Genomic DNA, 23270 nt, shown 5'->3' with positions numbered 1-23270 from the left:
ATCTGGTGACGGTGCGGGGGCGCGCCAACATGTACGAGCCTAAGCCCGGACTCCCACCGGGCCACGACCGTGGGCCCCCCCCCGTGCGGGGGCCCGCCCTCGGTGTGTACGGCGAGTGGTGCCGGTCAGTGGCCGGCGGCCGACTGGGAGGCCGAGTCGCTCGGGGTGGCGGCCGACTGGGAGGCGGTGGCCGAGGGGCTCGTCTCGTGGCCCTTGTGCGGCTTGCCGCTGCCGGAGGCGCTGCCCGAGGGGGTGGCGCCCGGGGCGCCGCTGCTCGCGGACGCCGAGGCCGACGGGATCTGGGACGGGCCCCACTTGTCGAAGTAGCTGGTGGCCGGGACCACGAAGGCGGCCAGGCTCACCTTGCCGGTCTTGCTGAAGGTGAAGGTGATCTTCTGGGCGTTGCCGTTCTGGACGGCCTCGCGGCCGCTGGGCAGCGTCGCGGAGGCGTTGTCCTTGCCGCCGAGGACGAGCGAGCCGCCCGCCGGGACGGTCAGGCTCTGGCCCTTGGCCGGCTTCAGCTCGGCGGAGGTGCCGCCCTCCACGGTGACGGACTGGAGCGTCTGGTCGGTGCGGCCGCCGTTGAACAGGGTCGCGGAGATCACCGCCGGACCGGTCGCCTGCGGGTCGGGCTGGGTGATCACCAGGGCGTTCTGGATCTTGATGTCGCCCACACTGGTCGCCGCGTTGTCCGGCTTGATCTCCAGGGTCTGCGAGTCGTTACCGGCGCCGCAGGCGGCGAGCGAGGCGATCGAGAAGACGATGGCGGAGGCGGCGAGGGCGCCGCGTCGAAGGCTGCTGCTCACGGCGGCGGCAACTCCTTGAACGCGCGGGCGGCTCCCCTAATAAAGCCACCCTAAGTGTCTGTCAGCGGCCTTAGGTTACCGAGCCGTTCCCGGGCGCTCGCACCCGACCCTCCCCGAGCCCCGGGCTTCCGTCCAGGTGGGGGTACCCCGGGCGGCCCGAGTGACTCCGGGGTGACATTGCGGAGCCGCTCGTCCGTCATTCACATAACGCGGCCGTGACCGGTCTCAACACGCCTGCGCGGCGCCCCGCGAAAATTCTGTGGAGGAATGCGCGGCCTTCCCGATATTGATCACGGCGCACCCGCCCGGCGGCCGTTGATCAATTCTGGAATCGGCTCACATCCGCCTCCGGCCACCGAACGGAGTAGCGGAAGTCGTACGCTTGAGACCGGACATATCGGGATGTTCCGCCACTTGGAACCGTCTCCGGGGGTGTGTAACGTACGCGTTTCACCCCGCCCGAAGAGCCCCTCCGACCTGCGAATACCCGCTTCCGAGGACTCCCCGCAGCACGTCCCGGTTGCAGTTGTCAAGCCCCGAGATATGCCCTGACCTGCGAAAACGCCATTCAGAAGACGCCGTATCCGTGTTACCCTGGATAGCCACGGAAGGGGTACCTGTCACATGACGTTCAAGGTTGGCGACACCGTGGTCTATCCCCATCACGGGGCCGCGCTGATCGAGGCCATCGAAACTCGTCAGATCAAAGGCGTGGACAAGACCTACTTGGTGCTGAAGGTCGCCCAGGGTGACCTCACGGTGCGTGTGCCAGCGGACAATGCGGAGTTCGTCGGCGTGCGTGATGTGGTCGGTCAGGACGGGCTCGACCGGGTCTTCGAGGTGCTGCGCGCGCCGTACGCCGAGGAGCCCACGAACTGGTCCCGTCGCTACAAGGCAAACCTGGAGAAGCTCGCCTCCGGCGATGTCATCAAGGTCGCCGAGGTCGTGCGCGACCTGTGGCGTCGAGAGCGCGAGCGCGGACTGTCCGCCGGCGAGAAGCGCATGCTTGCCAAGGCCCGCCAGATCCTGGTGAGCGAGCTGGCTCTCGCGGAGAACACGAACGAGGACAAGGCCGAGGCCCTGCTCGACGAGGTGCTCGCCTCCTGACGCGCAGCGGCAGCGAACCTTCGCTTCCGGCACGCTCAGCACAGTGAAATGCCGCGGTGCCCGATGACACTGATCCTGTCGCCGGGCGCTGCGGCATGTTCGTCCCCGCAGCGGGTGCTCCTCGGGAAGCCTGCGGAACCCCCCGATACTTGAGATGCCGGGCCCGGGCGGATGGCTCGACCAGGGTCACGGAAAGGGTCCGGTCAAGGCGTCGCGCCCGGCACTCCTCCAGGCCATACCCACGTAGGTCGAGCACACAAACCTGACAGGATCCGATGTCTGACGAATCACGTCCTACGCCCGCGCAGACCCCCGTCGCCGCCGTGATTCCCGCCGCCGGCCGGGGCGTGCGGCTGGGTCCGGGCGCCCCCAAGGCACTCCGCGCGCTGAACGGCACCCCCATGCTGATCCACGCGATCCGCGCCCTCGCCGCCTCCCGGCACGTCTCGCTGGTGATCGTCGTCGCCCCGCCGGAGGGCGCCGCCGACGTCAAGTCGCTGCTCGACGCGCACGCGCTGCCCGAGCGGACCGACTTCCTGGTCGTCCCCGGCGGGGAGTCCCGCCAGGAGTCGGTCCGGCTCGGCCTGGAGGCGCTGCCGCCGCGGTACGGGGTGGTGCTGGTCCACGACGCGGCCCGGCCGCTCGTCCCGGTCGACACGGTCGACGCGGTCATCGAGGCCGTACGCGACGGCGCCCCCGCCGTGGTGCCCGCGCTGCCGCTGGCCGACACGGTCAAGGAGGTCGCGCCCGCGGCCGAGGCCGGCGACCCCGAACCGGTCGTTGCCACCCCCGAGCGGTCCCGGCTGCGTGCCGTGCAGACCCCGCAGGGTTTCGACCGGGCGACCCTGGTCCGCGCCCACGAGAGCGTCACCGAGAACGTCACCGACGACGCGAGCATGGTGGAGCAGCTGGGCGTGCCGGTCGTGGCCGTCCCCGGTCACGAGGAGGCCTTCAAGGTCACCCGCCCCCTGGACCTGGTCCTCGCCGAGGCGGTCCTGGCGCGCAGGAGGCTCAACGATGGCTTCTGAGGCGGGCCTTGTGCTGCCGCAGGTCGGGATCGGCACCGACATCCACGCCTTCGAGGAGGGCCGCGAGCTGTGGTGCGCGGGCCTGAGGTGGGAGGGCGAGGGGTCCGGGCTGGCCGGCCACTCGGACGCCGACGTGGTCGCGCACGCCGCCTGCAACGCCCTCTTCTCCGCCGCCGGACTCGGTGACCTGGGGCAGCACTTCGGCACCGGCCGGCCCGAGTGGTCGGGGGCCTCCGGGACCACCCTGCTCACCGAGGCGGCCCGGATCGTCCGCGCGGCGGGCTTCACCATCGGCAACGTCGCCGTCCAGGTCATCGGCCCCCGCCCGAAGATCGGCAAGCGGCGGGACGAGGCCCAGAAGATCCTGTCCGAGGCGGCCGGCGCCCCCGTCTCCGTCTCCGGCGCCACGACGGACGGCCTCGGCTTCCCGGGCCGCGAGGAGGGGCTGATGGCGGTGGCGACGGCACTCGTGGTGCGGGTGAGCTGAGCGCGTGCGAGGGTACCCACACGACCACCAGTGATCCCTGGACTCCGGAGGGTACCCATGTCCGCCGTACTGTCCGACCGCCTGAAGTCCGTGCTCGACGACAAGGTGTTCGTCGTCGTCGGCACCGTCCAGCCCGACGGCAGCCCGCAGCTGTCCCCGGTATGGGTGATGCGCGACGGCGACGACCTCCTCTTCTCCACCACGGTCGACCGCCGCAAGTACCTCAACCTGGAGCGCGACCCCCGGGTGAGCGTCGCGGTCCTCAACCCCGACGAGCCCTACGAGTACGCCGAGATCCGCGGCATCGCCGAATTCACGACGGACGGTGGCCCGGAACTCATCGACCGGCTCAGCCGCAAGTACACCGGCAAGGACTACGCCGACTTCAACCCCGCCGCGGCCCAGGACGCCCAGCGGGTCGTGGTCCGGATCCGGCCGCGGAAGGTGGTCGGGAGGTTGTGAGGGGGGCTCCCCGTCGGTGAGGGGGCGGGTTCACGGTGGGAAGGGGCGTGGCACTGCCCGGGGCCCACTACTCTGGAGTGGTGACGATTCGCCTGTACGACACCAGCGCCCGGCAGATCCGTGACTTCACCCCGCTCGAGCCGGGCTGTGTCTCGATCTACCTGTGTGGCGCCACCGTGCAGGCCGCCCCCCACATCGGGCACATCCGGTCGGGCCTGAACTTCGACATCATGCGCCGCTGGTTCGAGTACCGCGGCTACCAGGTGACGTTCATCCGCAACGTCACCGACATCGACGACAAGATCATCGCCAAGAGCCGCGAGCAGAACCGCCCGTGGTGGTCGATCGGGTACGAGAACGAGCGCGCCTTCAACGAGGGCTACGCCGCCCTCGGCTGCCTCCCGCCGACCTACGAGCCCCGCGCCACCGGCCACATCACCGAGATGATCGAGATGATGCAGGGCCTCATCGAGCGCGGGCACGCCTACGAGGCCGACGGGAACGTGTACTTCGACGTACGGTCCTTCCCGCACTACCTCGAACTGTCCCGGCAGGAGCTGGACAACCTGCTCCAGCCGTCCGGCGAGGGCGAGACCGGCAAGCGGGACCCGCGCGACTTCGCCATGTGGAAGTCCGCCAAGCCCGGCGAGCCGACCTGGCCGACCCCCTGGGGACCGGGGCGCCCCGGCTGGCACCTGGAGTGCTCCGCCATGGCGCACAAGTACCTGGGCACCGCCTTCGACATCCACGGCGGCGGACTCGACCTGATCTTCCCGCACCACGAGAACGAGATCGCCCAGGCCAAGGCCTACGGCGACGACTTCGCCCAGTACTGGGTGCACAACGCGTGGGTCACCATGGCCGGCGACAAGATGTCCAAGTCGCTCGGCAACAGCGTGCTGGTCAGCGAGATGGTCAAGCAGTGGCGTCCGATCGTCCTGCGCTACTACCTGGGCACCCCGCACTACCGCTCGATGATCGAGTACAGCGAGGAGTCCCTGCGCGAGGCCGAGTCCGCGTTCGCGCGGATCGAGGGCTTCGTCCAGCGGGTCACCGAGCTGGCCGGGAAGACCGTCGAGCCGGCCGCCGAGGTCCCGCCGGCCTTCGCCGAGGCGATGGACGACGACCTGGGGGTCCCGCAGGCCCTCGCCGTCGTGCACACCACCGTCCGGCAGGGCAACAGCGCGCTGGCGGCCGACGACAAGGAAGCCGCCGTCGCCCGGCTCGCCGAGGTACGGGCCATGCTCGGCGTCCTCGGCCTCGACCCGCTCGACCCGCACTGGGCCGACGAGACCGGTGACCGGGGCCAGGACCTGGAGAGCGTGGTCGACAGCCTCGTCCGCCTCGTCCTCGACCAGCGCGAGTCCGCCCGGGCCCGCAAGGACTGGGCCACCGCCGACGCCATCCGCGACCAGCTCAAGCAGTCCGGGCTGGCCATCGAGGACGGCCCGCAGGGCCCGCGCTGGAGCCTCGGCTCCCGCTGATCCCTTCTCGATCCGGTGATCGATTGTGCCGCCCGGCCCCCCGGGCGGCACACTGCATAGACGTACGTATCCGCACGCATCACGAAGACAGGTAGGTCATGGCCGCGAACAACCGTCGCATGTCCGGCAAGAAGGGCGCGCAGGTCGGCAGTGGCGGCCAGCGGCGCAAGGGGCTGGAGGGCCGGGGGCCGACGCCGCCGGCCGAGATGCGCAAGGGCCACAAGAAGAACCGCATCGCCAACGCGAAGGCGAAGCAGGCCGTGCGCCGTCCCGTGGCCCGGGGCCGCGGCGGCAAGTCCGCCTCCGAGCTGGTCGTCGGCCGCAACCCGGTCGTCGAGGCGCTCCGCGAGGGCGTGCCCGCCTCGACGCTCTACGTCCAGCAGTTCATCGACAACGACGAGCGCGTCCGCGAGGCCCTCCAGCTCGCCGCCGAGCGCGGCGGCATCAACCTCATGGAGGCCCCGCGCCCCGAGCTGGACCGCATGACCAACGGCCTGAACCACCAGGGCCTGGTCCTCCAGGTCCCGCCGTACGAGTACGCGCACCCCGAGGACCTGCTCGACGCCGCCGCCGACGAGGGCGAGGACCCGCTGGTCGTCGCCCTGGACGGGGTCACCGACCCGCGCAACCTCGGCGCCGTCGTCCGCTCCGTCTCCGCGTTCGGCGGCCACGGCGTGGTCGTACCCGAGCGCCGCTCGGCCGGTATGACCGCCGGTGCCTGGAAGACCTCCGCCGGTACGGCCGCCCGTACGCCGGTCGCCCGTGCGACCAACCTCACCCGTGCCCTGGAGGCCTACAAGAAGGCCGGCCTCACCGTGGTCGGCCTGGCGGCGGACGGCGAGGCCGAGCTCGGCGACCTGGAGGCCCTGGAGGGTCCGGTCGTCATCGTCGTCGGCAGCGAGGGCAAGGGCCTGTCCCGGCTGGTCGGCGAGACCTGCGACTTCCGCGTGCGCATTCCGATGCCGGGCGGCGCGGAGTCCCTCAACGCCGGTGTGGCCGCGGGCATCGTGCTGTACGAGGCCGCGCGCCGGCGCAGCTGACCGAGGTTCCGGACGGGCCGAACGCCCGTCCGGAACTTCACCCTTGCGGGGTAATTCGTGCGTCCATATGGCGTTCGAGGCCGCTTTGACGGGGTCCGGACACATCCGCCCGGTCAAAGCAGTGTCCTAACGCCACGTCACTCGGTTAGATGAGTGTGGACACCAGAACACCCCGCACACCCACGGGGGACCGCTCGTCGGGTTTCGACGACGCTCCCGCGCTGAGCATGGTGAAGGTGCCGAGCGATCCGGCGCAGGTCATCGTCAATCACGCCAGCTTCCGCGTGCAGCTGGGCGCGGCGGCCAGGCGCACCCAATCCCCGCGGATCGCCCGGCACCTGAACGCCGGCCAGGACACCGCCCGGATGCCCGTCGCGGGCACGGCGGGCCGGCCCGGCGCCACCGGCCGCCGCCGCCCCGTCGTGTGGAGCGGCAAGTCCGCCCCCGACGACACCGGCGCCCACCGGCTCCTCCAGGCCGTGCGGGGCAGCAGCGTCCGCCATGCCGACGAGTCCGAGGCCGGCGCCACCCAGGTCATCCCGCGCGTCCAGACCGGCTACGCCGACACCTACGCCGATACCTACGCCGACACCTACGACGCACTCGACCAGACCGTCGAGACCCCCGTCGTCGGCCACCAGCGCACCGCCCCCGACGCCGACGGCACCCGCCTCCTGCCCCACATGCGCACGGTCACCGGCGCCTACGACGACGAGCCCTACACCGACCACGAGCCGTACGACGGCTACGCCGAACCGGCCGGCCCCCGCCCCGACGGCCCGCGCACCACCCGGCGCCAGGGCGACGACCCGGCCCGGCACGCCTACTACCCCGGCCGCCGGCTCAACCTCGGCGTCGTCATCCTCCCGCTGCGCGTCTTCCTCGGCTTCATCTCCATCTACGCCGGCATGGGCAAGCTGTGCGACCCCGTCTACTTCGACGGCGGAAAGCGCGGCTCCATGGTCACGTGGCTCAACACCCTGCACCCCTGGGACGTGGCCGAGCCGCTGCGCCAGTTCGCCCTGCACCACCCGGTCGGCTCCGGCCTGGTCATCGCCTTCCTCCAGGTCGTCGTCGGCGTCCTGACCATCCTCGGTTGCTGGCAGCGCGTCACCGCGGTCGTCGGCGCCCTGCTCTCCGCCGCGCTGATCGTCACCGTCAGCTGGAAGACCGTCCCGGCCTACGACGCCCCGGACATCATCTACCTCGCTGCCTGGTCCCCGCTGATCATCGCCGGCGCCCCCGTCTACTCCGTGGACGGCCGCCTCGCGGGCAGCGCCTGGCGCCGGCTCGGCCCCCGCGCCGACATCTGGGAGCTGCGCCGCTTCGTCCTGCGCCGCGGCGCGCTGATCACGGCCGTCACGGTCGGCCTGACCCTGCTGATCGGCTCCCTGCTGGGCGGCGCGGTCCGCGACTCCAGCCGGGTGGTCGTCCCCGGCCCCGGCGAGGCACCCCGCAACCAGCTCCCCGGCTCCCCGCTCCCGCAGGAGCCCGGCGAGCGGCACAAGAAGACCCCGGCGGCCTCCAGCTCCCCGACGGGCGGCGCCACGGCCGGCGCGAGCCCCTCCGGGACGGCGACGACCCCGGGCACGAGCCGCAGCACCGCCGGCGCCACCACCGCGGCCCCCACCCAGACCCAGGGCACCACGGGCCAGGTCCCGCCCCGCCGGACCTCCCCGACGGGCGGCGCGCCGAGCACGACGGCCGGCCCGACGAGCACCGGCGGCAGCAGCACCGGCGGCTCGACCACCGGCGGCGGCACGTCCTCGGGCGGTGGCAGCAGCACGGCCACGGGCCAGCCGGGCCTGGTGGGCGGCCTGCTGGGCTGAGGCAACGGCACGGCGACGGCAGAGGGCCCCGTACCTTTCCCGGTACGGGGCCCTCTCCACGCGGTGACCACCACCGCACGGCTGACGCGGGGGCTACCGCCCCAGAGCCGCCAGTTCCCTGGCCGCCTCCGTCAGATCCTTCGCGGTGTCGATGGCCCGCCAGTAAGCGCCCTGCGGAATGGGGAAGCCGGCCAGCTTCTTCTCCCGGGCCAGCCGGGGAAACGTGGTCCGCTCGTGATCCCCCCGCTCGGGCAGCAGGGAAGCGAACTCCGGCGAGAACACGTACACACCGGCATTGATCTCGAACGTCGACGGCGGCGCCTCGATGAAGTCGGTGATGTGCCCGAACCCGTCGGTCTTCACGGCGCCCCACGGGATGCGCGGCCGGGCCAGCGCCAGCGTGGCCACCGCGTCCCGCTCGGTGTGGAAGTCGGCCATGTCCCGCAGCGAGAACCGCGTCCAGATGTCCCCGTTGGTCGCGTACCAGGGCCGGTCGGGGTGCGGCAGACGCGCCGCGGCGTACCGCAGACCGCCTCCGCGGCCGAGGGGCTCGCTCTCCACGACGGTGGTGACGGAGACGGGCAGGTCGGCCGAGTCCAGCCACTTCTGCAGGACGTCGGCGAGGTGGCCGCACGAGACCACCACGTCCGTCACGCCCTCCTCGGCGAGCCAGGTGAGCTGGTGGCCGATGATCGGAGTGCCCGTACCGGGGATCTCGACCATCGGCTTGGGCCGGTCGTCGGTGTACGGACGCAGCCGTGAGCCCTGGCCACCGGCCAGGACCACGGCTTGAGTGGGGCGCGACGCGGCGTTCGGATGGGTCATGACCGCACTGTACGTGGCGACCCACGACCGTGCGGAGACGGCAGGGCACTCCCCGGGGAGCCTTACCGAGTTCCCACCGGGACTCAGCTGTGCGCGGCCAGGACGCCCGAGGCGAAGGCCGTGTCGCACACCGGGCGGGCGTACGACTGGGCGCGCGAGGCGCCGTAGATGCGCACCGCGGCCTGGCCGAGGGCGCGGGCGATGGAGGAGCAGTGCCGGGCCAGCGACGGGTGGCCGTTGACGGCCTGCTGGAGGTGGGTGAGGACCACCCCCGGGTTCTTGTTCTGCAGCTCGGTCATCAGCTGGTCGCGGAGCACGTCCTGCGGGGCGCGGGTGACCTTCTTGACGGAGATCTCCGCCGCCGAGACGTCGGAGGCGGCCAGCACCGAGCTGGAGGGGCTCCCCGTCCAGTTGACCCGGGTGACCGCGAGGGTCCCGGAGAGCACCAGGACGACGGGCAGGACGAGGGCGAGAGTGCGGCCGATCCGGCGGGCAGGGCCGCCCCGGTGGCCGCTTCGCGTCTGAGGGGTGGTGGAGTGCTTCACGCGTGTGAGGGTAGCGCCCGGTAACGACGCGAAGACATTCAGTCACCCTAATGGGGGATGAGAACGCGCCGCTTTCTGGGTAATGGGTTGACGTCCGCCGCCCGGAATGATCGCTGCGCGGGGGTGTCCGCGCCGATCGGAGGGGCCCACGGGAAGGGCCCCGCACGACGAGCGCGCGGGGCCCTTCCGGGTGCCGTGTGACGTCAGTCGGTCAGCCGCTCGCCGGTGGAGGTCGAGAAGACGTGGGTCTCGCCCGGCCGCGGGACCACGTGCAGCGTGGAGCCCTTCTCCGGCACCTGACGGCCGTTGACGCGGACCACCAGGTCCTTCATCTCGCCGCCGACCTCGGCGGTGCCGTAGACGTAGCCGTCGGCACCCAGCTCCTCGACGACGTTCACGGAGACGGCGAGACCGGCCGGCGCGTCCGCGGCGTCCTTCGACAGGGAGGCGGCGACGGAGCCGTTGTGCTCGACCACGTCGAAGTGCTCGGGACGGACGCCGACGGTCACCGTGCGGTCACCCTTGTCGGCGGCGGCCTTCAGGGCCTCCCGGTTGACGGGGACGACGCTGTTGCCGAACTTCACGCCGCCGTCGGTGATCGGCACCTCGACCAGGTTCATGGCGGGGGAGCCGATGAAGCCGGCGACGAACAGGTTCGCGGGCTTGTCGTACATGTTCCGCGGCGAGTCCACCTGCTGCAGGATGCCGTCCTTGAGCACGGCCACCCGGTCGCCCATCGTCATGGCCTCGACCTGGTCGTGGGTGACGTAGACGGTGGTGATGCCGAGCCGGCGCTGGAGGGACGCGATCTGCGTACGGGTCGAGACGCGGAGCTTGGCGTCCAGGTTGGACAGCGGCTCGTCCATGAGGAACACCTGCGGCTCACGCACGATCGCGCGGCCCATCGCGACACGCTGGCGCTGACCGCCGGAGAGCGCCTTCGGCTTGCGGTCCAGGTACTCGGTGAGGTCGAGGATCTTCGCGGCCTCCTCGACCTTCTGCCGGATCTCCGCCTTGTTGACGCCGGCGATCTTGAGCGCGAAGCCCATGTTGTCGGCGACCGTCATGTGCGGGTACAGGGCGTAGTTCTGGAACACCATGGCGATGTCCCGGTCCTTCGGCGGCAGGTGCGTGACGTCGCGGTCACCGATGCGGATCGCGCCGCCGTTGACGTCCTCCAGGCCCGCGAGCATCCGCAGCGAGGTGGACTTCCCGCAACCCGACGGGCCGACCAGGACGAGGAACTCGCCGTCCGCGATGTCGATCTCAAGGGCGTCGACGGCGGGCTTGGTGGAACCCGGGTAGATCCGGGTCGCCTTGTCGAACGTGACTGTGGCCATGGTGATGGGCCCCCTTCTACCGGCAGGAACGTGCCGGACGATCCGTTGTAGGAAGGTGGTTGGTGTAGTCCACCGGGGTGAACTGGGTCAGGACGGTACCTGGCGTCCACCGGCCCTGTCAGCACTTCGACCCCGGTGAACTTCGCGGAAATTTTCGACGGGGCGGCCCCCAGACCTGGGTACACTGCACGGGCACCCAGGTGCATGCCTCCTTAGCTCAGCTGGTCAGAGCGCCGCTCTTGTAAAGCGAAGGTCGTCGGTTCGAATCCGACAGGGGGCTCGTGCGGTCCAGGTGGGACGTTGTCCCACCTGGGCTTTTTCATGTGAGCAGGTGGGCGATCTCCAGGTCGCGGGGCTGGAGCGGGCGGTCGTCCTCGATGTTCCACAGGGCGTTCTGGAGCAGGCGGCCGAGGGTCCAGGCGCGGGCCCGGGCGCGGTCCAGGGCGAGGACGTCGGTCAGCGCGTCGAAGCGCCAGCGGACCTCGGCCGGGTCGTAGCGGTTGTCGAGGGCGGGCCACAGTTCGAAGCCGGGGTCGCCGGCCAGGGGTTTGGGGTCGATGGCGAGCCAGTCGGCGCGGTCGGCGGCGAGGACGTTCTCGTCGTGCAGGTCCCAGTGGAGCAGCCGGTCGCCGGGCTCGTGGACGACCTCGCGCACGGCGGCGGCGCAGTCGGCGAGGGCCCGGCGGACCCCGGGGTCGGGGACGCGGGCCAGGGCCCAGGGGGTCCGTTCCAGCATGGCCTCGGCGATGTCGCCCAGGCGGCGCAGGCCGGCCGGGGCGGGGAACGACGTGAGGTGGGCCAGCAGCCGGGCGATGACGAGGACGGCCTCGCGGGTGTCGCCGAGGCCCGCCAGCATCCGGGACTCGTCCAGGCGCTCCAGGAGCATGGTGCCGGTGGCCGGGTCGTGGTCCAGGAGCCGTACCGCCCCGTCGCCGTCCCACACGCGCAGTGCGACCGGTTCGCCCGCGCTCTCCTCGTCCGTCAGCTGGAGCTTGAGGGCCGCGCGCAGGCCGTCGGCGCGGACGACCGGCAGGACCAGGGCGCTGACGCCGTTCATCGACGGCCCGTCGAGGGTGAGCCGCCAGCGGTGCAGGAAGTCGGCCGCGAGGTCCGGCAGCGCGGCGATGAAGGCGCGTCCCGCCGTGCCGTTGTACGTCTCCTGCGCCTGTGCCAGCTCGCCCGGGATGTCGATCACGAGGCGGACGATACCGACGTGCGTGAATCGGCTCATGCGAATTCTCCGGGGCCTGGGCGGGGCGCGGGCGTACGTCCGCAGTGCTCCCGGCACGTACGTGTGGCTGGGGATCCTGTTCGTGACGACCGTCGCGCTGCACCACATGCCGCCGGGGTTCGAGGAGCACTTCCTGCGGCGGCGGTCCACGAACATCCACGAGCTGTCCCGCAATCCGGTGCGGGTGCTGGTGGCCAGCGCGATGTGGATCGAGACCGGGCACTGGGTGCCGTACGCGTTGCTGTACACGGTGTTCCACGCGCGGGCCGAGCGCTGGCTGGGTACGGCCCGCTGGCTGGCGGTGTGCGCGCTGGCGCACGTGCTGGCCACGCTGATCAGCGAGGGGGCGCTGCTGGAGGCGATCCGCCGGGGCGTGGCCCCGCCCGCGGCGGTGAACACGCTCGACATCGGGGTGAGTTACGCGCTGGCGGGGGTGATCGCGGTGCTCACCTACCGGATCGCGGCGCCCTGGAGGTACGTGTATCTGGCGGCGGTGCTGGCCGTGTTCGGGCTGCCGCTGGCCGCCGGGCCGACCTTCACCGACGTCGGTCACGCCGTCGCGGTGCTGATCGGTCTGGCCTGCTGTCCGCTGGTCAGGGGCCGTGGAAAAGCATGGAATCCGAAGGAGACACTGGCCGGGCTGAGGGGTTAACGTCCCGGCCATGAGCAGCTCGGTGAGCAGTGTCGTGAACGGTGGCATCTCCTTCTGGTACGCGGACGACGGCCTTCCGGTGGTGCGGGAGCCGCTGTCCGGGGACGCGTCCGCCGACGTCGTGATCGTGGGCGGCGGGTACACGGGTCTGTGGACGGCGTACTACCTGAAGAAGGCCGTTCCCTTCCTGCGGATCACCGTCCTGGAGCAGAAGTTCTGCGGGTACGGAGCCTCGGGCCGCAACGGCGGCTGGTTGTACAACGGGATCGCGGGCCGGGACCGGTACGCGAAGCTGCACGGTCACGAGGCGGCCGTACGGCTCCAGCGGGCGATGAACGACACCGTGGCCGAGGTGGTGGCGGTCGCCGAGGCGGAGGGTATCGACGCGGACGTGCACCGGGGCGGTGTGCTGGAGGTGGCGACGACTCCGGCGCAGCTGGCCCGGCTGAAGGCGTTCCACGCGCACGAGCTGTCGTACGGCGAGAAGGACCGGGAGCTGTACGGCGCGCGGGAGACCGCCGAGCGGATCCGGATCGCGGACGCGGTCGGCTCCGCCTGGACCCCGCACGGGGCCCGGCTGCACCCGGTGAAGCTGGTCAAGGGGCTCGCGGCGGCCGTGGAGGCGCTCGGTGTGACGATTCACGAGTCGACGCCGGTGACGGAGATCCGTCCCAAGCACGCGGTCACCCCGTACGGCACGGTCCGCGCGCCGTACGTCCTGCGTTGCACGGAGGGTTTCACGGCCTCGCTCAAGGGTCAGCGGCGGACCTGGCTGCCGATGAACTCCTCGATGATCGCGACGGAGCCGCTGACCGAGGAGCAGTGGGCGGCGATCGGCTGGGCGGGCCGGGAGACCCTGGGCGACATGGCGCACGCCTACATGTACGCCCAGCGCACGGCGGACGGCCGGATCGCGCTCGGTGGGCGCGGGGTGCCGTACCGGTTCGGTTCGCGTACCGACAACGACGGCCGGACGCAGGCGGCGACCGTCGAGGATCTGCGGGAGATCCTGACCCGTTTCTTCCCGTCCCTGGCCGGGGTGCGGGTTGCGCACGCCTGGTCGGGGGTGCTCGGGGTGCCGCGCGACTGGTGTGCCACGGTGACGCTGGACCGCTCCACGGGGCTCGGCTGGGCGGGCGGTTACGTCGGCTCCGGGGTGGCCACGGCCAACCTGGCCGCGCGTACCCTGCGGGATCTGGTGCAGCGGGACTCCGGGCAGGGCGGCCGGACGGAGCTGACGGACCTGCCCTGGGTGGACCACAGGGTCCGCAGGTGGGAGCCGGAACCTTTCCGCTGGCTGGGCGTCCAGGGCATGTACGCCACCTATCGCGCCGCCGACCAGCGTGAACGCCTGCGGCCCGGCGCGGAGTCCTCGCGGCTGGCGAAGGTGGCCGACCGGGTGGCGGGACGGCACTGAGGGCCGGGGCGCGGGCCGGTTACCCTCGCCGCATGATTCGTACCGCGACCCCTGACGACGTCCCTGTCATCCACACCCTGATCCGTGAGCTGGCCGAGTACGAGAAGGCGGCCGAGGAGGTCCGGGCGAGCGAGGAGCAGGTGCGTGAGGCGCTGTTCGGGGAGCGGCCGGCCGCGTTCGCGCACCTGGCGGTGGACGAGGAGAGCGGGGAGCCGGTCGGGTTCGCGCTGTGGTTCCTCAGCTTCTCCACGTGGCGCGGGGTGCACGGCATCTACCTGGAGGACCTGTACGTCCGGCCCGAGGCGCGCGGCGGCGGGCACGGGCGGGCGCTGCTGGCGGAGCTGGCGCGGATCTGCGGGGAGCGGGGGTACGAGCGGCTGGAGTGGTCGGTGCTGAACTGGAACCGGCCGGCGATCGGTTTCTACGAGGCACTGGGCGCCCGCCCGCAGAACGAGTGGACGGTGTACCGCCTCACGGACGACGCCCTGACGGCGCTGGGCTCCGCCGGCTGACGGTTCGCCGGTGGTGGTGATCCGGCGGTGGTGGCCCGGCGGTCACGGGCCGCCGGCGGCCGGTCGCGTGCGCCTCTGACGGGCGAGCCGCAGCGTGCCGGAGCGCGTGGGGCGGGACGCGGCCGCGCCGCCTGGGGGCGGGCGACGATCACCCGCCCGGACGCGCCGACGGGCCCCCCGCAGCCGTCGGCGGGGCGTGCCGCCCGCACGCCCCGGCCGGGGTCTCTCACGGTTCCAGTACCACCTTGCCGATCGTGCCCCGGCCCTCCAGTGCGCGGTGTGCCGCGGCGGCCTCGGTGAGGGGGAAGCGGGTGACGGCCGGGTGCAGGCGGCCCTGGGCGGCCTCGGCGAGGGCGCGCAGTTCCAGGGCGCGCAGGCCGCCGGCCTTCTGGAGCATCGCCGGGCCGAGCACGGACTCCGAGAGGCCCTCGACGGCGTACCCCCGGCCGTCGGCGATGCCCTCCGCCGACCAGCCGAAGACCAGGTGCCGGCCGCCGGGGCCGAGCAGGGCGACGGCCTCCCGGGCGGCCTGGCCGCCGACGCCGTCGTAGACGAGGGTGGCGGGCCGGCCCCCGAGGTGGGCGCGGACCGTGGCGGGCCACGCGGGGTCGGTGTAGTCGACGGCGAGGTCGGCGCCGTTCGCGCGGACCCGGGCGGTCTTCTCCGGGCCGCCCGCGAGGCCGATAACGGTGGCGCCGGCGTTCCGGGCGTGCTGGACGAGCAGGGTGCCGATGCCGCCGGCCGCGGCCGGTACGACCACCACGTCGTCCGGTCCCGGTTCGGCGAACTGCGCGATGCCCAGTGCCGTGCGGCCCGTGCCGATCATGGCGACGGCCGCGGCGGGGTCCAGGTTCTCCGGGATGTCGTGGAGGCGTTCGACCTCGGTGACGGCCAGTTCGGCGTAGCCGCCGGGGGCGAGGCCGAGGTGGGCGACCACCCGGCGGCCGAGCCACAGCGCGTCGACGCCGTCGCCGAGCGCGTCCACGACGCCCGCGACCTCGCGGCCGGGGACGGTCGGCAGGGCGGGCCGTTCGGGCAGCGGACCCCGGTGTCCCTCCCGCAGGGCCGCGTCGAGCAGGTGCACTCCGGCCGCGGCGACCGCGATGCGTACCTGGCCGGGGCCCGGGACGGGGTCCGGCACCTCCTCGTAGGTCAAATTCTCGGCCGGGCCGAAGGCGTGCAGACGGACGGCGTGCATGGGACCCCCCAGGGAGACGGCGTGGTGTCCCCACCCTCGGACCTCAAGCGCGCTTGAGGTCAAGGGCGGACCGGCCGAGGATCAGGGACACCGCCGTCACCGCGCTGTTGAAGGACACCTCCGACAGCACGCCCGGGGCCGCGACCTGGTCGCCCACGAGGTACACCCCGTCGCCGCGGTCCACGGCGGGCCGGTCCCGCCAGGTGCGGCCCGGCAGGTCGACGGCGCCCGTACGGCCGTCCGCCACGGCCTCCCGCCGCCAGGTCACCCGCTCCCGCCAGCCGCGGAACCCCAGGTCGAGCAGATGCTCGGCGCGGGCGAGCGCGTCGGCCCGGCGCTGGCCGGGCCCCACCGGGAACTGCCCCTGGAGCAGTTGCTCCCCGGCCGGTGCCAGGGACGGGTCCTGTGCCGTGAACCGCTCGATCCAGCCGGGCGCGTCCAGGTCGGAGACGGCGAAGGCGTCCCCGCGCCGGGTGCGTACGGCGAGGTCGAGGAGGACGGTGCGGCCGCTGGGCCAGGTCAGCGAGTCGTCGCGGAGCAGCCGTCCGGCGGCGGGCAGGGCGGTGGCGACGACGACCGGGGTGTCCCGCGGCAGTTCGTCCACCCGGGATCCCGTCTCGATCCGCACCCCCATGTTCCAGGCCCGGGCGGCCATCCGGTCGACGACCGCGCCCCAGCCGCCGCGCGGATAGTGCGCCTCCGGCGGCAGCTTGGCGGCCCGGCGCAGGCGTTCCTGGACGAAGGCCGCGGACAGGCTGCCCGGGTCGTGGTGGAAGAGGGCGACGGCCGCGTAGTGGGCGGCGGCGCGGGCGCCCTCCTCGCCGGCGATCCCGGTCGCCCAGCCGAGGAAGTCGGCGTCGACGGGGGCCGGTCCGATCCGCCGCCGCAGCAGCCTGAGCATGGCGAAGGGTGGGGTGCGGCGCAGCCCGCCGTGGTGGTGCAGTCGCAGCCGGGCGGCTTCCAGGGGCGGCAGGGGAGCGAGGGGGCCGAGCAGGTCGCGCTGCCTGAGCCAGGTCCAGTGCGGGCCGGCGCAGTAGAAGGCGTGCGGGCCCTCGTTGGTCCGGTACGGTCCCGTCGCCGTCCGGGCCCGCCCGCCGAGGGTGTGGTGGGCCTCGTGCAGGGTGACCTGGGCGCCGGCCTCGGCCGCGGTGATCGCGGCGGTGAGTCCGGCGAAGCCGCCGCCGATGACGGTGATGTGGTGCGCGGGCTTGGGCATGGCTCTCCCTGAGGTCGTTGCATCTGCTGCGGGAGTACGACGGCCGGCGACCCGCTGCATGTGACATCCCGGTGTTTTCCCAGGTCGGGGGGATTGTCAGTGGCGGGGTGCAGCATGGGCGCATGGTGAGGCGAGCGACGGGTGGCCGGCCGGCGGGCCGGGGGGCGGTGCGGGGCGCGCGGCGGCCGGAGCTGCGGCTGCCGCCGCTGGAGCCGTGGGCCGAGGGGGAGTTGGAGCCGGACGGCGACTATGACGGGCTGGAGTTCCGCGAGCTGGACCTGGGCGGGCAGGACGGGGCGGGGGCCCGGTTCATGGACTGCGCGCTGACGGGTTGCGCGGTGGACGGGACGGCGCTGGGCCGGGCCCGGGTGCTGGACTCGGTGCTGACCGGGCTGCGCGGTGTGGGCACGCAGTTCGCCGAGTCCACGTTCCGCGATGTGGAGCTGGTCGACGCGCGCCTGGGTGGTACGCAGATGCACGGCGCGGTGCTGGAGCGGGTGGTGATCCGCGGCGGCAAGATCGACTACCTGAACCTCCGCGAGGCTCGTCTGAAGGACGTGGTCTTCGACTCCTGCGTCCTGGTGGAGCCGGACTTCGCGGGCGCGCGCCTGGAGCGGGTGGAGTTCACCGACTGCGCCCTGAAGGGAGCCGACTTCGGCGGTGCGACCCTGACGGACGTGGACCTGCGCGGGGCGGCCCCGCTGGAGATCACCCGGGGTCTGGACCGGCTCTCCGGCGCGGTGATCAGCACCGGCCAGCTGCTGGACCTGGCGCCGGTGCTGGCGGCGGCGATGGGCATCCGGGTCGAGTAGCGGGTGCGGTCCTGGGTCCCGGGCCGTCCTCCGGGCGGCGTGTGACGTTTCTTCTACCTGCTGTCCGAGGGCAGCGGCGCGAAGACCTCAACGGGGTGTCCCGCGGGCGCCCGCACCGGCACCCTGCAGGCGGCGGCCGACCTGTACGGCTCGGGCAGCGCGGAGTACAAGGCGGTGGCGGCGGCCTGGACGGCCGTGAACGTCAAGTAGCCCCGTCCCCGCGGCAGCAGGCCGGCCGGGCCGCCCGTCCTCACGGGTGGGCCGGCCGGCCGTCCCCGTACAGCCAGTCCTTCCAGATCCCGCCGAAGTCCCGGTGCGGGGCCTTGCTCTCGACGTACGCGGTGAAGTCGGCGGTGCTCGCCGTGCCGTGGCGGTGGGCGGCGGCCCAGCCCTGGATGATGTCGTAGAAGGTGTCGTCGCCGACCTTCTGCCGGATCTTGTGCAGGACCATCGCGCCCCGCTCGTAGACCGGGGTGTCGGAGATGTGCGCGGCGCCGGAGGGTTTCCCGGGCGGGAAGGCCCAGACGGCCTCGTCGTTCTCCTCGTACAGCTCGGTGAACCGCTCCTCGGCGCTCTTGTCGCCGAAGTCCTCCTGGTACAGCCACTCCGCGTACTGCGCGAAGCCCTCGTTCAGCCACATGTCCTGCCAGGACCGGGGGGTGACCGAGTCGCCGTACCACTGGTGGGCGAGCTCGTGCACGAGGATCGAGGTGGTGAGCTGGTCGGCGGGGAAGACGGGCCGGGTCTGGGTCTCCAGCGCGTAGCCGGCGTCGCGCCGCCGGTCGACGATCACGCCGGCCGAGGAGAAGGGGTACGGGCCGAAGTTGTTCTCCTCCCAGTCGAGGATCTCCGGGATCTTCGCGAGGACCTTCCGGCTCGCCCCGGCCTGGGTCGGATCGACGGCGGTGACGACGGGCAGGCCGTGCGGGCCGGTGGTGCGCGCGATGTCGTAGTGCCCGATGGCGACGGTGGCGAGATAGCTCGCCATGGGCTGGGCGCAGTGCCAGTGGTAGGCGGTGCGGCCGTCCTTCGTGCGCTGGTCCGTCAACTCGCCGTTGGAGACGGCCTGGAGGCCCTTCGGGACGGTGACCGTGATGTCGTAGGACGCCTTGTCTGAGGGGTGGTGGTTGCCGGGGAACCAGGCCATGGAGCCGACCGGTTCGCCGAGCGCCAGGGCGCCGTCGGCGGTGGGCAGCCAGCCCTCCTCGGAGCCGTCGGGGTCGGTGAGGGTGCGCGGGGTGCCCGAGTAGTGGACGGTCGTGCGGAACGTCTCGCCCTCGCTCAGGTCGTCGTGCGGGCGGACGGTGAGTTCCTGGCCGGCGCGGCTCCAGCGGGCGTCCTTGCCCTCGACGGTGACCGAGTCGACGCGCAGCCCGGCGAGGTCCAGGTCGAAGGCCGACAGGTCCCGGGTGGCCCGGGCGGTGACGACCGCCGTGCCGGTGAGCCGGCGGGTGGCCGGGGTGTAGTCCAGGGTCAGGGCGTAGTGCCCGACGTCGTAGCCGCCGTTGCCGGCCTTCGGGAAGTACGGGTCGCGGACCCCCGAGCCGCCCGGGGTGCCCCGCACCCCGCCGTCGCACGCGGTGCCCGTGAGCGCGAGGGCGAGCAGGGCGGCGAGCGCCGGGACAAGGCGTACGGATCTGGACATGTCAGTGATCTTAGGTGGGCGGGGCGCACCGCGGACAGGGGTCACCGGACCGGCGTGACACCATCTCACCCGTGCTCGACATCGGCTACGCCCTCTCCAACCGGTTCCCGGACCCGCCGCAGACCGACTACCGCCGCGCGGACGTCCACGCGCTGCGCCACGACCTGTTCTGCGGTGACGTCTATCTCGCGGACACCGAGACCGACCGGGAACTGTCCACAGCCTGGGGATGGGTGCCGGTGCTGGACTTCGCCTGGGCGCTGTGCGACATCGCGGAACAGCTGGACCGGGACCCGATGGGCTCCCGCGCCGCCCGGCCGCAGCGCGCCGAGCTGGACTTCACCGAGTCCACCGACCGGATGCTCTTCGAGCGCCGCTTCGGCTGGGTCGACATCACCGCCGACTGGATGCCGGCCGAGGAGTCCCCGCTGGCCTTCTCCCACACCGAGCTGCGCCGCGAGGCCCGCGACTTCCTGCACGACCTGATCGCGGACCTCACCGACCTGCACGAGGACCTGGCGGAGAACCCGGCCGTCTGGACCCTTCAGGCCCGCTTCCCGCGGGTGCCGTAGCCCCGCCTGGGGAGGAAGGTCCCCCCGGCGGGTGCCGGGGGGACCCTCACGTCCGGCTCGGCGCTCAGACGTTGACGCCGAAGTCCTGGGCGATGCCGACCAGGCCCGAGGCGTAGCCCTGGCCCACCGCGCGGAACTTCCACTCCGCGCCGTTGCGGTACAGCTCGCCGAAGATCATGGCCGTCTCGGTGGCCGCGTCCTCCGACAGGTCGTAGCGCGCGATCTCGGCGCCGCCGGCCTGGTTGACGATACGGATGTAGGCGTTGCGGACCTGGCCGAAGTTCTGGCCGCGGTTCTCGGCGTCGTAGATGGAGACCGGGAAGACGACCTTGTCGATGTCGGCCGGCAGCGCGGCCAGGTTGACGTTGATCGCCTCGTCGTCGCCGGCGCCCTCGCCCGTGCGGTTGTCGCCCGTGTGGACGATCGAGTTGTCCGGGGTCTGCTTGTTGTTGAAGAAGACGAAGTGGCCGTCCGAGTAGACCCTGCCCTGTCCGTTCACCGCGATGGCGGAGGCGTCCAGGTCGAAGTCCGTGCCGGTGGTGGTGCGGACGTCCCAGCCGAGGCCCACGGTGACGGCGGTCAGGCCCGGAGCCTCCTTGGTGAGCGAGACGTTGCCACCCTTGGACAGGCTTACAGCCATGTTGGGAGTCCCTTCCTTAGATACCCGTGCATATCCGTGCACTCTGTGCCGACGAAGCTACCGTCACCCGGGACAACGTCGAGGGGGGTCCCCGTGGTTCCGGATGCCTTTACCTTTTTTACCGAATCGGAAATCCAGGTGACGTGCGCCGGGCCGGGCCGGGAACATGGAGAGCATGTCCGGGCCCTACTTCATCCGTGGCTCCGTCTCGCTTCCCGAGGCCGAGCTGATGTGGCGTTTCTCCAGGTCGTCCGGGCCCGGCGGACAGCACGTCAACACCAGCGACTCACAGGTCGAGCTGCGCTTCGACCTCGCCCGCACCGAGGCACTGCCCCCGGTGTGGAAGGAGCGGGCGCTGCGGCGGCTGGCCGGCCGCCTCGTCGACGGGGTGGTCTCCGTGCGGGCCTCGGAGCACCGCTCCCAGTGGCGCAACCGCGAGGCCGCCGCCGTACGCCTGGCCGCGCTCCTCGCGGAGGCCAGCGCGCCGCCGCCGAAGCCCCGCAAGCCGACCCGCATCCCGCGCGGCATCAACGAACGGCGGCTGCGGGAGAAGAAGCAGCGCGCGGAGACCAAGCGCGGCCGCTCGGGGCGGGACTGGGGTTAGGGCCTCTCTTCCGGATCTTGCCGGTGTCGCGCAGGTGGCGCGGTCGCTCGGGGCCGGCCTGATCCGGAAGAAAGACCCCAGGGCCTGTCACATCCGCCTGCCGTCAGTCGTCAAAGGGGTGCAGCAGCATCGCGGACGACGACGGAGAGGCCGGGGCCCACCCATGACCGACAACGACTTTCTCGCCGAGCGGTTCGAGTCCTACCGGGGGCACCTGCGGGCCGTCGCCTACCGGATGCTCGGCTCCGCCGCCGAGGCGGAGGACGCCGTCCAGGAGGCGTGGTTCCGGCTGAGCCGGTCCGACACGCGGGAGGTGGAGAACCTCGGCGGCTGGCTGACCACCGTCGTCGGCCGGGTCTGCCTCGACATGCTGCGCTCGCGCCGCACCCGGGGCGAGGAGCCGCTGGACAGCCGGCGGCCCACGCCGTCCACCGAACCGGACCCGGCGGAGGACGCCCTGCTCGCCGACTCGGTCGGGCTCGCCCTCCTCGTCGTCCTGGACACGCTCTCGCCCGCCGAGCGGCTGGCCTTCGTGCTGCACGACCTGTTCGGGGTGCCCTTCGAGGAGGTCGGCCGCGTCCTCGGCCGCACCGCGGCCGCGGCACGGCAACTCGCCAGCCGGGCCCGGCGCCGGGTGCGGGGCGTGGAGGCGCCGGAGGCCGACCTGGCCCGGCAGCGGGGGGTGGTCGACGCCTTCCTGGCCGCCGCGCGCGACGGCGACTTCGACGGGCTGCTCGCGGTGCTCGACCCGGACGTGGTGGCCCGCTCGGCGGCCGGTGTGAACGGCGGTGCGGCCCGGGTCGCCGCCGGCGCGGCGAGCTTCGCCCGGCTGGCCCGGGTGGCGCGTCCGGTCCTGGTCGACGGCGCGACCGGCCTGGCGGTGTTCGCCGACGGCCGCCCGGAGCGGGTCCTGGCCTTCACCTTCGCCGCCGACCGCATCACGGGCATCGACATCATCACCGACCCGTCCCACCTGGCGGAACTGACCGTCGAGGAGGTCTAGGGCCGTCCCGCCGACGCGGCCCGCCCTGCCGGCGTCGACGAGCCGGGGCCGGGCGGAGCAGGGAGAGAGGGGCACGGCCCCGGGCCGGTGGGTTCCGGCTCAGCCCAGCTGGCGGTAGCGGCCGCGGAAGTACAGCAGGGGGCCGCCCTCGGCGCTCGGTACGTGGGCGGTGAGGACGCGGCCGATGACCAGGGTGTGGTCGCCTGCGGTCACCCGCTGCTCGGTGCGGCACTCCAGGGTGGCCAGCGCGCCGCCGACGAGCGGGGCGCCGGTGGCCTCGCCGCGGGCGTAGGGGATGTCCTCGAAGAGCAGCCGGTCGCTGATGCGGCCCTTCATGGCGAACCGGCCCGCGATGTGCCGCTGGCTCTCGGCGAGGACCGACACCGCCCACAGCGGCTGCTCGTCGAGCAGGTCGTCCATGCGGGCGCCCGTGCGCAGGCTGACCATGACCAGCGGCGGGTCGAGGGAGACCGACATGAAGGCGGTGGCGGTCATGCCGACGTCCTCCATGCCCGGCGCCTCGGGGTCGTCCGGGTCCAGCGGCGGTTCCTGCGCGGTGACCAGGACCACGCCCGCGGCCAGCCGGGACATCGCGGCCCGGAACTCGTCGTTGCTCACCCCCTCAGCATGCCCGGAAGCCAGGGGGGTGGTGGGGGAGGGAGTCTTCAGCACGCCGGAAACGCTAGTCTCCGCCCCGCGCGGGCCGCATCGGCCCTCCGCCCGAGCCGGGTCCTAGGACCAGCGGCGCACGGGGGCGTCCTCAAGCGTGCAATATGTGTGCATGTCCGCACGCCTCGTGTTCAGAAATCGCACAG

The 23270-nt window shown here is 72.6% G+C and carries 24 protein-coding genes, 1 tRNA gene and 1 pseudogene; 16 read left to right on the top strand and 10 right to left on the bottom strand.

Annotated elements, in window-relative coordinates; all coding sequences use genetic code 11:
* Positions 1 to 125: 125 nt before the first annotated feature.
* Positions 126 to 806 (bottom strand): DUF461 domain-containing protein, encoded by a 681-nt coding sequence (locus tag ABZ923_RS30395; protein ID WP_361477849.1) that lies wholly within the window; start codon positions 804 to 806, stop codon positions 126 to 128.
* A 624-nt stretch (positions 807 to 1430) separates the two neighbouring features.
* Between ABZ923_RS30395 and ABZ923_RS30390 the strand changes: the two genes are divergently transcribed.
* From ABZ923_RS30390 to ABZ923_RS30360, 7 genes are all read left to right on the top strand, one after another.
* Positions 1431 to 1913 carry a CarD family transcriptional regulator gene (locus ABZ923_RS30390; RefSeq protein WP_003953493.1) on the top strand — a complete coding sequence of 161 codons (483 nt, stop codon included), beginning with the start codon at positions 1431 to 1433 and terminating at the stop codon, positions 1911 to 1913.
* Between the two features lie 275 nt (positions 1914 to 2188).
* Complete coding sequence (ispD, locus tag ABZ923_RS30385; protein ID WP_361477846.1) at positions 2189 to 2941, top strand: 2-C-methyl-D-erythritol 4-phosphate cytidylyltransferase; 753 nt, start codon at positions 2189 to 2191, stop codon at positions 2939 to 2941.
* Positions 2931 to 3428 carry a 2-C-methyl-D-erythritol 2,4-cyclodiphosphate synthase gene (ispF, locus tag ABZ923_RS30380; RefSeq protein WP_361477843.1) on the top strand — a complete coding sequence of 166 codons (498 nt, stop codon included), beginning with the start codon at positions 2931 to 2933 and terminating at the stop codon, positions 3426 to 3428. The genes ispD and ispF overlap by 11 nt, the downstream gene beginning before the upstream one ends.
* A gap of 57 nt (positions 3429 to 3485) precedes the next feature.
* On the top strand, positions 3486 to 3890 hold the full coding sequence (locus ABZ923_RS30375; protein WP_361477840.1) for a PPOX class F420-dependent oxidoreductase: 405 nt from the start codon (positions 3486 to 3488) through the stop codon (positions 3888 to 3890).
* Between the two features lie 80 nt (positions 3891 to 3970).
* The gene (cysS, locus tag ABZ923_RS30370; protein WP_361477837.1) at positions 3971 to 5374 is read left to right on the top strand and encodes a cysteine--tRNA ligase; all 1404 of its coding nucleotides are present in this window, start codon (positions 3971 to 3973) and stop codon (positions 5372 to 5374) included.
* Between the two features lie 98 nt (positions 5375 to 5472).
* Complete coding sequence (gene rlmB, locus ABZ923_RS30365) at positions 5473 to 6414, top strand: 23S rRNA (guanosine(2251)-2'-O)-methyltransferase RlmB (protein ID WP_361477835.1); 942 nt, start codon at positions 5473 to 5475, stop codon at positions 6412 to 6414.
* A gap of 149 nt (positions 6415 to 6563) precedes the next feature.
* Positions 6564 to 8243 (top strand): DoxX family protein, encoded by a 1680-nt coding sequence (locus tag ABZ923_RS30360; RefSeq protein WP_361477832.1) that lies wholly within the window; start codon positions 6564 to 6566, stop codon positions 8241 to 8243.
* Positions 8244 to 8336: 93 nt separating this feature from the next.
* Here the strand turns inward: ABZ923_RS30360 and ABZ923_RS30355 are convergent, their stop codons facing one another.
* The 3 genes from ABZ923_RS30355 to ugpC form a co-directional block, all read right to left on the bottom strand.
* Positions 8337 to 9068, bottom strand: coding sequence for a nucleotidyltransferase family protein (locus tag ABZ923_RS30355; protein ID WP_361477829.1), 732 nt, complete (start codon positions 9066 to 9068; stop codon positions 8337 to 8339).
* An 83-nt stretch (positions 9069 to 9151) separates the two neighbouring features.
* Entirely contained in the window at positions 9152 to 9613 is a 462-nt protein-coding gene (locus ABZ923_RS30350; protein ID WP_361477826.1) for a hypothetical protein, read from the bottom strand.
* Positions 9614 to 9816: 203 nt separating this feature from the next.
* Positions 9817 to 10953: a sn-glycerol-3-phosphate ABC transporter ATP-binding protein UgpC gene (gene ugpC, locus ABZ923_RS30345; protein ID WP_361477824.1), complete on the bottom strand. Its 1137-nt coding sequence runs from the start codon at positions 10951 to 10953 to the stop codon at positions 9817 to 9819.
* Between the two features lie 206 nt (positions 10954 to 11159).
* Here ugpC and ABZ923_RS30340 point away from each other — a divergent pair.
* Positions 11160 to 11233: transfer RNA gene (locus ABZ923_RS30340), tRNA-Thr, on the top strand.
* A gap of 39 nt (positions 11234 to 11272) precedes the next feature.
* Here the strand turns inward: ABZ923_RS30340 and ABZ923_RS30335 are convergent.
* Positions 11273 to 12184, bottom strand: coding sequence for an aminoglycoside phosphotransferase family protein (locus ABZ923_RS30335; RefSeq protein ID WP_361477821.1), 912 nt, complete (start codon positions 12182 to 12184; stop codon positions 11273 to 11275).
* Here ABZ923_RS30335 and ABZ923_RS30330 point away from each other — a divergent pair.
* The 3 genes from ABZ923_RS30330 to ABZ923_RS30320 are packed head-to-tail and all read left to right on the top strand — an operon-like array spanning position 12183 to position 14765.
* Positions 12183 to 12836, top strand: coding sequence for a rhomboid-like protein (locus ABZ923_RS30330; RefSeq protein WP_361477818.1), 654 nt, complete (start codon positions 12183 to 12185; stop codon positions 12834 to 12836). The genes ABZ923_RS30335 and ABZ923_RS30330 overlap by 2 nt on opposite strands.
* A gap of 10 nt (positions 12837 to 12846) precedes the next feature.
* Positions 12847 to 14253, top strand: coding sequence for an FAD-binding oxidoreductase (locus ABZ923_RS30325; RefSeq protein ID WP_361477815.1), 1407 nt, complete (start codon positions 12847 to 12849; stop codon positions 14251 to 14253).
* A 32-nt stretch (positions 14254 to 14285) separates the two neighbouring features.
* Entirely contained in the window at positions 14286 to 14765 is a 480-nt protein-coding gene (locus ABZ923_RS30320) for a GNAT family N-acetyltransferase (protein ID WP_361477812.1), read from the top strand.
* 226 nt (positions 14766 to 14991) lie between these two features.
* Here ABZ923_RS30320 and ABZ923_RS30315 read toward each other — a convergent pair whose 3' ends face one another.
* On the bottom strand, positions 14992 to 15963 hold the full coding sequence (locus tag ABZ923_RS30315; protein WP_361477809.1) for a zinc-binding dehydrogenase: 972 nt from the start codon (positions 15961 to 15963) through the stop codon (positions 14992 to 14994).
* A 43-nt stretch (positions 15964 to 16006) separates the two neighbouring features.
* Positions 16007 to 17179 (bottom strand): FAD-dependent oxidoreductase, encoded by a 1173-nt coding sequence (locus ABZ923_RS30310; RefSeq protein ID WP_361477806.1) that lies wholly within the window; start codon positions 17177 to 17179, stop codon positions 16007 to 16009.
* A 122-nt stretch (positions 17180 to 17301) separates the two neighbouring features.
* Here ABZ923_RS30310 and ABZ923_RS30305 point away from each other — a divergent pair, with 122 nt between their 5' ends.
* Positions 17302 to 17991 (top strand): pentapeptide repeat-containing protein, encoded by a 690-nt coding sequence (locus ABZ923_RS30305; RefSeq protein ID WP_361477803.1) that lies wholly within the window; start codon positions 17302 to 17304, stop codon positions 17989 to 17991.
* Positions 17992 to 18093: 102 nt separating this feature from the next.
* Positions 18094 to 18201: pseudogene (locus ABZ923_RS30300) on the top strand (M4 family metallopeptidase); the annotation flags it as partial.
* Between the two features lie 40 nt (positions 18202 to 18241).
* Here ABZ923_RS30300 and ABZ923_RS30295 read toward each other — a convergent pair.
* Complete coding sequence (locus ABZ923_RS30295) at positions 18242 to 19636, bottom strand: M1 family metallopeptidase (RefSeq protein ID WP_361477800.1); 1395 nt, start codon at positions 19634 to 19636, stop codon at positions 18242 to 18244.
* Between the two features lie 71 nt (positions 19637 to 19707).
* Between ABZ923_RS30295 and ABZ923_RS30290 the strand changes: the two genes are divergently transcribed.
* The gene (locus ABZ923_RS30290) at positions 19708 to 20208 is read left to right on the top strand and encodes a hypothetical protein (RefSeq protein ID WP_361477797.1); all 501 of its coding nucleotides are present in this window, start codon (positions 19708 to 19710) and stop codon (positions 20206 to 20208) included.
* Positions 20209 to 20272: 64 nt separating this feature from the next.
* Here ABZ923_RS30290 and ABZ923_RS30285 read toward each other — a convergent pair whose 3' ends face one another.
* Positions 20273 to 20848, bottom strand: coding sequence for a TerD family protein (locus tag ABZ923_RS30285; RefSeq protein ID WP_361477794.1), 576 nt, complete (start codon positions 20846 to 20848; stop codon positions 20273 to 20275).
* A 166-nt stretch (positions 20849 to 21014) separates the two neighbouring features.
* Here ABZ923_RS30285 and arfB point away from each other — a divergent pair, with 166 nt between their 5' ends.
* Together arfB and ABZ923_RS30275 are read left to right on the top strand one after the other, a co-directional pair.
* Positions 21015 to 21452 carry an alternative ribosome rescue aminoacyl-tRNA hydrolase ArfB gene (gene arfB, locus ABZ923_RS30280; protein WP_361477791.1) on the top strand — a complete coding sequence of 146 codons (438 nt, stop codon included), beginning with the start codon at positions 21015 to 21017 and terminating at the stop codon, positions 21450 to 21452.
* 163 nt (positions 21453 to 21615) lie between these two features.
* Positions 21616 to 22455 (top strand): sigma-70 family RNA polymerase sigma factor, encoded by an 840-nt coding sequence (locus ABZ923_RS30275; RefSeq protein WP_361477788.1) that lies wholly within the window; start codon positions 21616 to 21618, stop codon positions 22453 to 22455.
* A 99-nt stretch (positions 22456 to 22554) separates the two neighbouring features.
* On the opposite strand, the gene ABZ923_RS30270 is transcribed toward ABZ923_RS30275, so the two are convergent.
* Positions 22555 to 23127, bottom strand: coding sequence for a flavin reductase family protein (locus tag ABZ923_RS30270; RefSeq protein ID WP_361477785.1), 573 nt, complete (start codon positions 23125 to 23127; stop codon positions 22555 to 22557).
* Between the last annotated feature and the right edge of the window lie 143 nt (positions 23128 to 23270).

It is taken from the genome of Streptomyces sp. NPDC046881 (assembly GCF_040645015.1).
GTDB lineage: Bacteria > Actinomycetota > Actinomycetes > Streptomycetales > Streptomycetaceae > Streptomyces.
Note: the sequence above shows the minus strand (reverse complement) of the source record. Positions and strands in the feature narration are given on the sequence as shown.